Origin of the sequence: Synechococcus sp. L2F (genome assembly GCF_024345695.1) — a bacterium.
GTDB lineage: Bacteria > Cyanobacteriota > Cyanobacteriia > PCC-6307 > Cyanobiaceae > MW101C3.
The window spans coordinates 54,812-66,848 of record NZ_JAGQBP010000001.1; the positions used below are offsets into that span (position 1 = coordinate 54,812).

13 protein-coding genes are annotated in these 12,037 nt (G+C 69.4%); 6 read left to right on the forward strand and 7 right to left on the reverse strand.

The window, feature by feature from the left end; all coding sequences use genetic code 11:
* Nucleotides 1–38 precede the first annotated feature (38 nt).
* Nucleotides 39–1,772, reverse strand: coding sequence for a YdiU family protein (locus KBZ19_RS00310; protein WP_255100009.1), 1,734 nt, complete (start codon nucleotides 1,770–1,772; stop codon nucleotides 39–41).
* Between the two features lie 90 nt (nucleotides 1,773–1,862).
* Entirely contained in the window at nucleotides 1,863–3,443 is a 1,581-nt protein-coding gene (locus KBZ19_RS00315) for an FAD-dependent monooxygenase (protein WP_255099262.1), read from the reverse strand.
* 76 nt (nucleotides 3,444–3,519) lie between these two features.
* On the opposite strand from KBZ19_RS00315, the gene KBZ19_RS00320 reads away from it, so the two are divergent.
* Nucleotides 3,520–3,717 carry a hypothetical protein gene (locus tag KBZ19_RS00320; RefSeq protein ID WP_255099263.1) on the forward strand — a complete coding sequence of 66 codons (198 nt, stop codon included), beginning with the start codon at nucleotides 3,520–3,522 and terminating at the stop codon, nucleotides 3,715–3,717.
* Nucleotides 3,718–3,746: 29 nt separating this feature from the next.
* Nucleotides 3,747–4,406, forward strand: coding sequence for a glutathione S-transferase family protein (locus tag KBZ19_RS00325; protein WP_255099264.1), 660 nt, complete (start codon nucleotides 3,747–3,749; stop codon nucleotides 4,404–4,406).
* Between the two features lie 39 nt (nucleotides 4,407–4,445).
* Here the strand turns inward: KBZ19_RS00325 and thiD are convergent, their stop codons facing one another.
* A complete protein-coding gene (gene thiD / locus KBZ19_RS00330; protein WP_255099266.1) occupies nucleotides 4,446–5,240 on the reverse strand; it encodes a bifunctional hydroxymethylpyrimidine kinase/phosphomethylpyrimidine kinase in 795 nt (264 codons plus the stop codon).
* Between the two features lie 67 nt (nucleotides 5,241–5,307).
* On the opposite strand from thiD, the gene KBZ19_RS00335 reads away from it, so the two are divergent.
* The 3 genes from KBZ19_RS00335 to KBZ19_RS00345 all read left to right on the forward strand — a co-directional run bounded on the left by KBZ19_RS00335 (nucleotide 5,308) and on the right by KBZ19_RS00345 (nucleotide 6,733).
* Nucleotides 5,308–5,640, forward strand: coding sequence for an efflux RND transporter permease subunit (locus tag KBZ19_RS00335; RefSeq protein ID WP_255099267.1), 333 nt, complete (start codon nucleotides 5,308–5,310; stop codon nucleotides 5,638–5,640).
* Between the two features lie 83 nt (nucleotides 5,641–5,723).
* A complete protein-coding gene (locus KBZ19_RS00340; protein ID WP_255099268.1) occupies nucleotides 5,724–5,912 on the forward strand; it encodes a hypothetical protein in 189 nt (62 codons plus the stop codon).
* Nucleotides 5,909–6,733 (forward strand): HlyD family efflux transporter periplasmic adaptor subunit, encoded by an 825-nt coding sequence (locus tag KBZ19_RS00345; RefSeq protein ID WP_255099269.1) that lies wholly within the window; start codon nucleotides 5,909–5,911, stop codon nucleotides 6,731–6,733. The genes KBZ19_RS00340 and KBZ19_RS00345 overlap by 4 nt, the downstream gene beginning before the upstream one ends.
* A 34-nt stretch (nucleotides 6,734–6,767) precedes the next feature.
* Here KBZ19_RS00345 and KBZ19_RS00350 read toward each other — a convergent pair whose 3' ends face one another.
* Nucleotides 6,768–7,940 (reverse strand): SAM-dependent methyltransferase, encoded by a 1,173-nt coding sequence (locus KBZ19_RS00350; RefSeq protein WP_255099270.1) that lies wholly within the window; start codon nucleotides 7,938–7,940, stop codon nucleotides 6,768–6,770.
* 47 nt (nucleotides 7,941–7,987) lie between these two features.
* Between KBZ19_RS00350 and KBZ19_RS00355 the strand changes: the two genes are divergently transcribed.
* The gene (locus tag KBZ19_RS00355; protein WP_255099271.1) at nucleotides 7,988–8,836 is read left to right on the forward strand and encodes a TPM domain-containing protein; all 849 of its coding nucleotides are present in this window, start codon (nucleotides 7,988–7,990) and stop codon (nucleotides 8,834–8,836) included.
* A 17-nt stretch (nucleotides 8,837–8,853) separates the two neighbouring features.
* Here the strand turns inward: KBZ19_RS00355 and KBZ19_RS00360 are convergent, their stop codons facing one another.
* From KBZ19_RS00360 to KBZ19_RS00370, 3 genes are all read right to left on the reverse strand, one after another.
* Entirely contained in the window at nucleotides 8,854–9,624 is a 771-nt protein-coding gene (locus tag KBZ19_RS00360; protein ID WP_315856305.1) for an endolysin, read from the reverse strand.
* A 479-nt stretch (nucleotides 9,625–10,103) separates the two neighbouring features.
* On the reverse strand, nucleotides 10,104–11,177 hold the full coding sequence (locus KBZ19_RS00365; protein WP_255099272.1) for a hypothetical protein: 1,074 nt from the start codon (nucleotides 11,175–11,177) through the stop codon (nucleotides 10,104–10,106).
* Nucleotides 11,171–12,022, reverse strand: a complete 852-nt coding sequence (locus KBZ19_RS00370) for a TIGR04168 family protein (RefSeq protein ID WP_094510775.1) — start codon at nucleotides 12,020–12,022, stop codon at nucleotides 11,171–11,173. Before KBZ19_RS00370 ends, KBZ19_RS00365 begins: the two co-directional genes overlap by 7 nt.
* Between the last annotated feature and the right edge of the window lie 15 nt (nucleotides 12,023–12,037).

Here is a 12,037-nt window from a genome sequence, read left to right on the forward strand (position 1 = left end):
CCCGCATGGACACACGGCTGGGTGTGGACAGGTTCGGCTCAGGACGAGCAGCTGTAGTGGGACACTCCTCCGGCGTTGAAGAACTCCCTGGGCTTGAGGCGGTCGTAGGTGGCCGCCAGTTCCGGGCTCAACTCTGCGTAGGGATGGCGGAACACCGCCTGCAACTCCTGGATCGCTGTGGTGTCGCCTTCGGCAGCCTGTTGATAAGCCGGTGCGATCAGCCATTCACGCCAGGTCACTGCAGGGTTCACACGCTTCATCGCTGCAGATGTCTCGTTGAGGTTGCCATTGGCCGTGACTTGTGCACGCCAACGTTGCAACCACTGCGTCCATTGCGCATCGAGCTCATCTGAATTCGGCAGGTAGAAGCTCTCATTCAGAGCGGAGAGTTGCTCGGGAATGGCAGACAGCCTGCGGAAAAAGATCGTGTAGTCGACCTTGGAGTGCACCATCAGTTGCAGCAGCTCGTTCACCAACGTGGTGTCGTAGGAGATCAGGCCGAGCTTGCTGGCCCACATCGCCTCGAGCTCCTGCTGCATCGCTTCGGCGAAGCCGTCGCGGATCTGATCCAGCCTGGCCAGGGCCTCCGTGTTGTCCTCGAGCAGTGGCCGCAGGGCGGACCAGAACATCTGGAAGTTGGCTTCAGCCGCTGCCGGTTGACTGAAGAAGCTGAAATGCTCGCCGCCGCCGGTCCAGGGTTGAAATCTGGGATCGAACAGTTCACAGAAGCCGAAGGGCCCGTAGTCGAGGGTGTAGCCGCCTGCCGCGCAGTTGTCGCTGTTGAAATTCCCCTGGCAGTAGCCCACGCGGATCCAGTTCGCCACCAGTGAAGTGAGCCGCGCGCGGAACAATGCCGCCAGCTCCAGCACCTGGTCGCTGAACTGCAGACCCGGATCAAGCTCCTGCCGGTAGTTGCGCTCGATCAGGTGGGCCACGATCATCCGCAACTCGCTGAGCGCCTCCGGATGGGCCTGGCGGCGGACGCGGCGGGCGAACAGCTCCAGCTGGCCCACCCGCAGGAAGGAGGGCGCCACGCGCGTGGTGATCGCTGCCGGGTCGTTCACCAGGATGTCGGGATCGAACGAGCGGGAGTTCGGTGTGTACCAGGGCCGGCGCACGGTTTCGGATCGCGATACATAGAGCGTGAGGGAGCGGGAGGTGGGCACCCCCAGGGCGTGCATGAACTCCTGCGCCAGAAATTCGCGCACGCTGGAGCGCAGCACGGCGCGGCCATCGGCGCCACGGCAATAGGGCGTGGGCCCACCGCCCTTCAGTTGCATCTCCCAACGCCGGCCGTTGAACACCCCTTCGAACACGGAAAGGGCCCGGCCATCGCCGTAGCCGTTGCCGGTGCCGAACGGGCACTGCTGGATGTATTCGCTGCCGTAGATCGAGAGGGCGTAACCGGTGGCCCAGCCGTAGGGCCGCATCGGTTCTGTGGCCGCGTTGATGTCGCCAGAAAACAGCCGCCGGAACTGGTCGTCGTGGACCAGTGATTCGCTCAGGCCCAGCTCGTTGAAGAGGGTGCTGCTGTGTGCCACCAGCTCCGGCGCTGGAAGCGGCGTGGGCGTGACCGGCACGTAATGACCGGAGAACACCTGACGGGGCTGGTGATCAACGCCATCGACCGTGGCCTGCGGGTCCGCGCGCAGCGAATCCAGCAGCGAGTAGTCGGCCCGCTGCGCGAACGCCGCGAACGTGGTTGTTGTCGGCTCAGCTGTTGTCGGCGCTGGTGCCGCGGCTGGTGCGGGCTCTGTTGACGGCGCGGATATCGGCACGGATGACGGCACGGAACGTTTGGGTTGGGGCGGCCTGGGCAGGGCCCTGACGCTGAGGTCCCCATCCTGGCGAAGCGGAGCGCATCAGCGGCCCCTCAACAGCGCCACATACCGCTGCACCGCGCTGCGGTGATCGGTGTCGGCCCGCAGGGCGATGAAGCCGTCGGGCCGCACGGCCAGAAGCGTGAGGGGCCCCAGGCCCAGGCTGGACGCCTCCTCCAGCCGTAGGGACACCACCGCCTCCACCAAGACCTGCGGGACCGTGCCGGCAGCCCTGTCGGCCTCCAGTTCGGCCTGCAGGCACGCGAGTGCCTCCGGGGGCGTCTCGGGGCCCGCCAGCAGCAGCAGCGTGTGGCCGCACCGGTGTGTGAGCGTGTGCAGAAGGCTCGTGCCGGCATCGGGCGGCACCGCGATCGTGGTGGGCAGCCGTTGACCGGCACCTAAGCCGAAGGCTTCTGCGAAGCCGTGCGGCTGGCCCTCGCTGCCGCTCAAGATCGCCGAGCTGGCGTAGCTCACGTTCATCTCGGCTTCCGCCACCGCCTCCTGCTGGCTGGCCACCGGATTGGCCAGCATGGCGGCGATCGCCCGGTCGCGGGCGGCACGCTCGCCGCTGTCCTGCAGTAAGTGGGCCTGCTCGGTGGCGTCGCTGGAGCGGCAGATCTGCTGGGCCACCGGACGCCGCTCCTGCTCGTAGCTGTCCAGCAGGGCGGGGGCCGCGGCCCCCTGGTGCACCAGGGCCAGCTTCCAGGCCAGGTTGGCGGCATCGTGCAGCCCGCAGTTCATGCCATGCCCCTCGGCGGGGGAGCACACGTGGGCGGCATCGCCGGCCAGGAACACCGGCCCGGCGCGGAAGGCGCTGGCCACCCGGCTGTGGCAGTGGAAGCGGCTGGGGTTCTCCACGGCTCTGAAGCGGGCCTCCGGCAGGTAGCGCCCCAGCACGGCGGCGGCCTCGGCCACCAGGTCCCCCTCCTCGGCGGCGGGCCGCAGGTACACCCGCCAGCGGCCCTCGGGCAGGGCCGTGAGGATCAGGGGCGATGGGTCGAGGTAGGCCGCATTGACCTCGTGGCTCTCAGACCAGCCCTCCACCGCGGCATCGAACACGGCCCAGGGGCGGGCGATGCCATGGCCATCGAAGCTGAGCCCGCTCAGTTCGCGGGTGGTGCTGCGCAGGCCGTCGCAGCCCACCACCCAGCGGGCCTGCACGGTCTGCTCCCGCCCATCGCCGTCCACCGTGGCGGTCACGCCGTCGTTGTGGGCCTCCAGACCCACCAGCCGGCAGGAGCGGTGCACCGTGCCCCCCTCCCCCTCGAGATGGTCCTTGAGGATCGCTTCGGTCACCTCTTCGGAAAGGCCGAGATTGAAGCCATAGCGGCTGCCGCAGTCGGCCAGATCCAGTTCCCCCAGCCGCTGGCCATCGGCGTGGATCAGGATTCTTCGCTGCCGGCAGCCAGCTTCGAGAAACCGATCCACCAGCCCGAGCGCCTCGAAGATTTCCAGCGAGCGTGGGTGGATCACCGTGGCCCGGTCCCAATGCAGGGCTTCAGCGCGGGCGTCGATCAACAGGTTGGGAACGCCGCGGCGCTGCAGCTCTCCGGCCAGCAGCAATCCGGTGGGGCCAGCTCCCACCACGAGCACGCAGGTTTGGCTGGGAAGGGACAGAACCATGGCGCCCGGGCAGGTCAAGTCACCGCGAGGCACAGTAAATCGACCCAGGGGCGCGGGCGCAGTCGAGGCCTTGGCGATGCGATACGCCTGGTGCAGAGGGTGCACCCGCTGGCACGCCCAGCGGTCAGCCTCCCTGGCCGATGTCGTGGTGCTGGAGCGCGGCCCTTACGAAGCCGCAACCACCGGCCAGAGGATCACCGTTGCCACCGGCGGCATCGCCGCGGCGATGCTGGCCGTGCGCCTGACGGGTCGCGTTCTCCAACCAGAGCCCTGAAGTGGCCCTGCCGCCGAGCTGTTTCCCCCATGACCATCGCCCAGCTCAAGCTGTTTCACGCCCCCGCCACCCGCAGCGCCCGTGTGCGCTGGGCGCTGCATGAGGTCGTGGGCGAGGCCTTCGTGCTGGAGCGCCTCAATCTGGCGGCGGGCGACCAGTTCACCCCCGCCTTTGCGGCCCTCAACCCCAACCGTTCCGTGCCGGTGCTGCAGGTGGTCCGCGACGACGGCAGCGTGCAGACCCTGATCGAGAGTGCCGCGATCGTGCTGTTCCTGGCGGACGCCTACCCCGCCGCCTGCCTGCTGCCGCCGGAGCCCGCCTCCCCGCAGCGCGCCGACGTGCTCCAGATGCTCCAGTTCGGTGCCACCAGCGTCGATCGCCTGCTCTGGCAGCTCCGGCTGCACGAGAAGCTGCTGCCACAGCCGGAACGGGACCCCGGTGAGGTCGAACGCGCCCGCCGCCGCTTCCAGGAGCAGGTGGAACCCCAGCTGGCCGAGCGCCTGCGCCAGGACCCCTACATCTGCGGCACCGCCTTCACTGCCGCCGATCTGGTCATGGGCCACAACGTGCTCTGGGCCCGGTCCATGGGTCTCTGCGGCGAGCGCATCTTCCAGCGCTACCTGGCCCTGCTGGGCCGCCGCCCCGCCTTTGCGCGCGCCTTCGATGACATCAAGACCGTCACCCCTTGACGCCTGCTGCGCAGCAGCAAGGGGCAGTGGATCGCAGCTTCACCCCAACGCCTGATGCCAATGGCACAGCGGCCCCTGGCCTCCGCCGATCGCCAGGGCATGGCGTAAGCCGCCGGCTACGAAGGACTTGGCGGTCTGGATCGCCGCTGCCAGTGCGGCGCCACGGGCCAGCTCGGCTGTGATCGCCGCCGAGAGGGTGCAACCGCTGCCGTGGCTGTGGGGCGTGTTGATCGGGGCCAGGCGAAACCACTGGATGCGGCCGTCACGCCACAGCACGTCGCTGCCGCGCAGGCCCGGCAGCCCGCCGCCCTTGATCAGCACCGCCTTGGGCCCCATCGCGGCGATGCGCTCCGCCGCCAGCTCCAGATCGTCGGCGCTCTCCAGCGGCCGCCCGACCAGCAGCCGTGCCTCGTGCACGTTGGGGGTGAGCAGGTCTGCCAGCCGCAGCAGCTGGGCTTTGAGGGCCTCGATCGCCTCCGGTTCCAGCAGCACCGCCCCTGCCCGCGACACCATCACCGGATCGATCACCCGGGCGGCCGCCAGCGGGGCGATCGCGGCGGCGGTGGCCTCAATCAAGCCCTGGTTGAGCAGCATGCCGGTCTTGAGGGCCGCCACCGGCAGATCCCGCGTCACTGCCTCCACCTGGGCCCGCAACGCCTCGGGGGGCAGGGCGTCCACCCGCTCCACGCCGCGGGTGTTCTGGGCTGTGACGCAGGTGATCGCCGAGCAGCCATGCACCTGCAGGGCGCTGAACGTTTTGAGGTCGGCCTGGATGCCGGCGCCGCCGCCGGAGTCACTGCCGCCGATGGTGAGCGCAATCGGGATCAAGGCCATGGCAGCGGCAGCGACGCACCGTCTCTATCGCAGTGCCTCCAGAAAGGCGATCACTTCATCGCACCTGATGACCGCCACGTTGGTGCTCTCCTTCCGCTCCTTCCGGCTGGCGGCCCTGATCGGCTCGGTGGCGGTGCTGCACAGCACCCGCCATGTGCTCGCCACCACCCTCACCACCGTGATCGGCTTCCTGCCGCTGATGCTCGATCCCACCGGCTTCTGGCCGCCACTGGCAATTGCGGTGTCCGGCGGGCTGGTGGGCGCCACCGCCTTGGCGCTGTTCTATGTGCCGGCCGCCCACTCCCTGCTGATGCGAAAGAAGGCACGGGGGCCGGTGGCGACGCAAGGGCCTGTGGCAGCGGGGGTGATGGCGACGGCCATCGCCCCACCCCAATGCTGATCTCACACCCTGTCACAACTCGGCCATGGCGCTTCCCAGCAGACTGGGTAGGGTCTGCCCATCTGTTGGCTGTCTGGTTGAAGATGCCGCTCACGCGTCGATCTGGCCATGTCCTGGTGCTGGCCGCCGCCCTGGTCGGCGCGGAGCCGGTCCAGGCGCAGCAGTCGAAGCAGCAGGCGGAGGCCAACCGCGACCGCTCCCGCATTGGTGTGCTGATCGGCGGGGCCAGCGCCGGTTGCGTGATCAACCGGGGCGTGAACGAAGGCACATGAGGAGCTCCCGCCTCCTCGGTGTGATCGTGCTGCTGGCCTCAGGGGCCGGGGTGGTGCAGGCCCTGCGTGCCAGCGGGCCCTTCGAGCCGCTGTCGGCGCCCGGCCGGCTGGAGCTGGCGGGTGAGACCCGCAAGCTGGCCGCCCCGCTCAGCAGCAACGGCATCAGCCCGCGCCTGGTGCAACTGCTGGTGCAGGAAGGCGACAGCGTGCAGCGCGGCCAGGTGCTGGCCCGCTTCGACAGCGGCCCTGCCCTGCAGGCAGAGCGCCAGTTGCTGCAGCGCCGCTCCGAGCAGCTGCGCCTCCAGGCAGACCGCGTTCAGGCCGATGTGGAACGCTTCCGGCCGCTGGTGCAGGTCGGGGCCCTCTCCCGCGCCGATCTGCAGCAGCGCGAGCAGCAGTTGGTGGAGCTCCAGGCCGGCATGGAGAGCAACCGCCAGGCCATCGCCCGCACCGACGTTGAGCTGGAAAACAGTGCCTTGCGTGCCCCGATGGACGGCAAGGTGCTGCGGCTTTACGCCCGCGTGGGCGAGCGGCCGGGGGTGATGAACGTGCTTGAGCTGGGCACCAGCGACCGGCTCGAAGCGATCGCCGAAGTGGATGCCAGCGATCTGACCCGCATCCGTCTGGGACAGCCGGCCCGCATCAGCAGCCTCAGCGGCGCCTTCCCCGGCAGCCTGGCGGCGCGGGTGCGCCAGGTGAATCCCGCTGATGGCGCCCCCACCGATGGCGTGGTGGATGTGCAGCTGGAGCTTGACCCCGCCGATGCCCGCCGTGTGCGGCAACTGGTGGGACTGCGCACGATCACCCGGTTTGCCACCTGATCCGGAGCCAGGGATCCCTCAGCTCGCTGCAGCTTCAGCCAGCTTCGGTGGGATCGGGGTCCTGCAGAAACTGGCTTGCCGCCGGGATCTCACCCTCGCTAGTGCTGCGCTGGAAGGCCAGCCAGCGGAAGTCACCCAGGGCGGTGGGATCCACCAGCCGTAGCAGTGCTTCGCGGCGTGCCAGCAAATCGGCCAGATCCACGCCGTGCCCGCTCGATTGCTGCAGCCCGTGCAGGCGCTGGGCCAGGCCCAGGGCGAGCAGGGCTTCGCCCTGGCGGCGCTGGCCCAGCAGCTGCCAGCCGCTGGCCGCCGCTGCCGCCACCAGGCTGTCGATGCACAGGTGGGCGGTGAGATCCCACGCGCCCGGCTCCAGCAGGGGATCGCCGCTGGCCCGCTGCTCCCGGTAGGCCATCAAGGTGCCGTCGCAGCGCGAGGGCGCGTAGTAGCGCCAGGCCTCCAGGGCGTAGTCGATCACCAGCAGCCGTCCTTGCCCCAGCGCCGCGCCGCAGGCCGCCAGCCAGGGCTCCAGGCCAGGATGCAATTCGCTGCACCAGCCCGCAGGCCGCTGGGCGCCCGGCGTCGCCAGCCCCAGGGGTTGCAGCCGCGCCACTGCCTCCGGCTCCAGGGGGTCGCCCGGCTCCAGCCGCAACCTCCCCTCGTCGAGTGTCACCCGCTGGCGGCGCCAGGCCGACCCGTCCGAAACGATCCGCTCCACCGCCAGGGCATCGAGCACCTCATGGGCGACCACCACGCCGGCCAGCGGAGCGTCCGCCAGCTGCCGAAAACTGCTCCAGCGCACCGGCAGCGGGCAGTGCTGCAGCCGCTCCCGCTGGCGGGCGGCCATCCCGGCATTGGGTTCCACCAGCACCAGTTCGGTGCGAGCAGCCAGCTGGGGCCAGCCGGCCACCAGTGCCTGCGCCAGTTGCGCCGCCAGCTGCCCCTCGCCCGGGCCTGTCTCCACCAGCGACAGCGTCCTGGCGGTGTCCAGCTGCTGCAGCCACTGGGCCAGCTGGGGGGCCAGCAGGGCGGCGAATTCCGGGCCGAGCGCAGGGGCGGTCACGAAATCACCGGCGCGGCCGATGCGCAGACGGCCAGCGCCATAGGCGCCGTGCTCGGGATCGTGCAAGGCCCACTCCATGTAGGTGCGGAAGGGCACGCTGCCGCCTGCCGCATGAAGGCGCTGTTGCAGCCAGAGGGGAACGGACACGGGCAGGCCTGGCGTTAAGGAGAATCGGAGCACATTGAACCTGCCGCATGGGCCGCTCCTCCGTCTCCCGCTCGCCGGCCTCGCCCGCGCCCCGGCGTCACGCCGCGGCAGGGTCCTGGCTGGCGCTGCTGGCCGCCCTGCTGCTGCTCTGGCCCTCGCCGGCCGCCTTCGCGGCCGACAACCCGGAGCTGCTGCCTGATCACCCCACACCCGTGATCGATCTGGCACGGGCGCTCACCGATGGCCAGCGCGCCGCCCTGGAAGACAAGCTCGACCGCTTCGAGGATTCCAGCGGCTGGAAGCTGCGGGTGCTCACCCAGTACGAGCGCACTCCGGGCCTGGCGGTGAAGCAGTACTGGGATCTCGACGAGCGCAGCGTGCTGCTGGTGGCCGATCCCCGCGGCGGCAACCTGCTGAACTTCAACGTGGGCGATGCCCTGTTCGCGCTGATGCCGCGCACCTTCTGGGTGGAGCTGCAGACCCGCTACGGCAACCAGTTCTATGTGCGCGACAACGGCGAAGATGGCGCGATTGTGGCAGCGCTCGGCGCCGTGCAGACGTGCCTGGAGCGCGGCGGCTGCCAGGTGGTGCCGGGCTTGCCGCAGGAGCAGTGGCTGCTCACCTTCTGCACCTCGGTGCTGGGCGGCCTGATCGTGGGCTTCGCCGCCTACCCGCGCAAGGAGGGTGACACCGTCGCCTGGAGCTGGGTGCTGCTGCTCTCACCGCTGTGGGTGATGCTCTTCGTGGTGTTCGGCCTCGGCCCGGTGGTGACCCGCACCTCCGATTGGCTGCCGGTGCTGCGCAACAGCCTCGGTTTTCTGGGCAGCTCTCTGGCCGCTTACCTCATCGCCCAGCGCACGGTGGGCAAACCTCCGGTGGGCAATGCGGGCGGGTGATCTCAGCGGCTGAGCGCTCAGGGGGTAGGCGTCACCTGCTCCAGCGCACAGGAAAGAGTGTCCTTGTCGCAGACCGGGGGCGGCGTGGGGATGGTGGCCACTTCGATGCGCACGTTGAGTGAAGCGCGCAGCTCGGCCAGGTTGGCTTCGTAGAAACGACGCAGCTCATCGAAGCGCTTCACCGGCTGGCCGTAGAAGCTGTTGCCGGCCAGGGTGGGGAAGGACGCCCATTCCGGGGCCAGCCGGGCGGCCAGCTGGGGGGTGAACACGCCACGGTCGGCTTTTTCGAGTGCGCCGCGGCGCTGAATCAGGAAGATGGCGGCCTGATCCTGCACATGCGGCCCGAAGCCATTGAGGCCCATGCGGCTGCTGGCCATGGTCCAGGTGAAGGGCATGAACTGGTAAGCGCCGGCGGCAGCACTGGCGTAGCCAGGTGTGCGGTTCACCCGGTTGGGGTGACGATCAAGCGAGGGCATCAGGCTGCCGCCGAACATGATCCAGTAGCCCCGGTCTTCACCGCGGGCCCAGGTGCCTTCGGCGAAGCGAATCGTGTTGAGCAGCGCGCGGCGCTCCGGGGTGATCACGAAGAAGCGGGGATCCTGCGGCACTTCGCTAGGCAGGGCCACCGCCATGGAGTGAGGACCGGTGATGGCGGGGGCCGGAGCCGGGCGACGGATCTCCTGCCACAGGAACGGCGTTCTGGGCACGGCAGCGTGGGCAGGAGCCGCCAGCGCGAGGGCGGCGGCGGGCAGCAGCAGGTGGCGGGCAGCGGAGCGGAGAGTGCGCAAAACGGGGGGCGGAGTGAAGGGGACGTGGGAAAGGAAGAGGGCGGAATCCTGAGGGGGACTGCCGGTGGCTAGGCGCAATCGGTCAACGGTTTGTTGTTTCCGTTGCGCATTCGCGTGGGAATGAGAAGTCTGTGAATCGGCTGAGAAGTGACCCTGAACCTTGACGAAGCGGCTCAGATGTGCAGGTCAGTTTCTTGTTTCTGGACCGTCGTAGAGAAGGATGAATCCATCGCGGCGGGTTTGGTTCGGCACAATGTGACAAACGCCAACATGGATCCAAGGGTTATATGTGCCAATCGCACGACTGTCCACCAGTTATCTTGAGGCGCCGCACGGTTCTGATCACTGTTGAGCACTGAGTTTTTTGCTGCTCCGATCAATCTGCGCTGGTTGATCAGATCTGCTGATTGAAGCCACTCAGTAGTGAAATACACCAGAACGGCTGCGCTGCAATGCTCCCCAGCGATCAGCGCTGTTGTTCAGGGCGCCATCCCTTCGGCCAGCTGCACCAACTGAGCCGCCGCTTGCTGAGCGCCATCGGCTGCCAGCGGACCGTCGCTGGGGGGCAGCAGCGGCTGGTCGAGCTGCCAGTCGCCGGCCAAGAGCTGCGGCTGGCTCAGCAGCCGGTGCCGGCCGTGGCGCCGTAGCCAGCCTTCCAGCACCGCCGCTTCAGCGAAGCCATGGCGCTCCACCAGATGCACCCCCGTGCCCTGGCCCAGCGCCTCACAGAAGGTGCTGTAGCCGGCCTTGCTGATCTGGCGGCCGCACAGCCGCATCAGCTCCAGGGGGCGCACGTCCGCCGGCAGCAGGTGCACATTCGGCGCCGCCGCCGCGCTGGCGTCGGTGGTCACAAAGGTCCAGCCGGGCCAGCGGGCGTAGGGCTCAGGGCCCAGGGCAACACCCAGCCCACCGAAGCTCACCATCACGCAGCGCTCCCGCTCGGCAGGCAGGTCGAGCTGCTGCCGCAACGCGTCCGCCGCCAGCTGCGGCGCTGCTGCCGTCAGGCCCACCGCCGTCTCCGGCAGGCCCCAATCCATCGCCATCGAAAACGGGCAGCGGATCACGTGCGTGCCGCGGCGGTAGTCGTGGTGGAAGCGCTCGGCCCAGTCGAGGAAGGCCCCCCCCATGGGCGCATAGATGTCGTCCCAGCCGAAGTTGCCCATCCACACCAGCGGCCGCCGCACCAACGCCGCCAGCCGCGCCGCCGCCGGCGGCACATCCCCCAGCAGCAGCACCGGTTCCCCCTGCTGCTGCAGCCAGTGCGCTTCCGCCTCCAGCAGCGGCGGAAGCGAGGCAGTCACGGCCTCCAGCGCCGCCAGGGTGGCGTCTCCATCCACACCGAGCGCATCGGCCTGAATCGCGCCCACATCCCAGCGCAGCGGGCGATGTTCGAACAGCACCCCCGCCAGGGCCAGCTGGAGAAAAGAGGGCGGCAGCGAAGTGGAGAGCACCAGCCGCCAGCCTGGCCGGAGCGCCGCCAGCGCCAGCAGCACCGAGGCCACCCGGGAGCCATGGCCGAAGCCGTGGCCGCTCACGCACGCATAGATCAGCACGGCACGGCCAACGGTTGCTGCACCAGCAACTGTTCATAGAGCAGCTCACCGCCGGGGTGGTACCAACGGTGGCTGGCGCGCCGCACCCTGCCGTCCACCAGTTCCACCCAGGAGAAGTGGCGCAGGGCGCGGCCCTCCTGATCGACGCCGTGGCGCGGCACACAGGCGCTGTTGAGATAGGCGGTGCCGCTGCGGTCGATCACAAAGCTGCGGCGCAGGCCCCGGCCGCGCTTGAGCGCGTGGTGCATGTGGCCGAACACCACCAGTGGCACGGGCCGGTGGCGGCGGATGCGCTCGATCGCCAGGGTCAGGTCCTGGTCGCCCCAGTCACACGCGGGTGGTTTCCAGTCACGACCGCAGGGGTCCTGGGCCTCGCTGCCCAGACCGGCCGGCCCACTGTGGGCCAGCAGCAGCAGCGGCAGGGCCGGATCAGCCGCCAGGGCGGCGTTGGTGATGCGCTGGGCTGAATCGTCGACGCTCATCGGCCCCCAGACCGCCTGCACCGCCTGTGAGAGATGGAAGCCACCGCCGGCGCTGCCGGGCCGGGCGCCCACCACCGCCAGCCCCGGGGGCTGCAGCTGCCGCAGCGCCCAGCCGCAATGGCGATCACCCAGCAGCTCGATCTGGCGCCGCAGGCAGCGGCCGCTGGCATCACGGCCGGCGTCGTGGTTGCCGAGGATGCAGGCCAGGGGCAACTCCAGCCGCCCCAGGCTGGCGGCGATGCGCTCCTGGCCATCGCTGAGGTCGCCGACCACCAGCACCGCATCAGGAGCGAGCCGGTGGAGCAGATCCACATCGCTGGCATCCCATTGCCCGTGCAGGTCGCCGGCGATCGCAATGCGCATGCGGGCCGGGCCCCG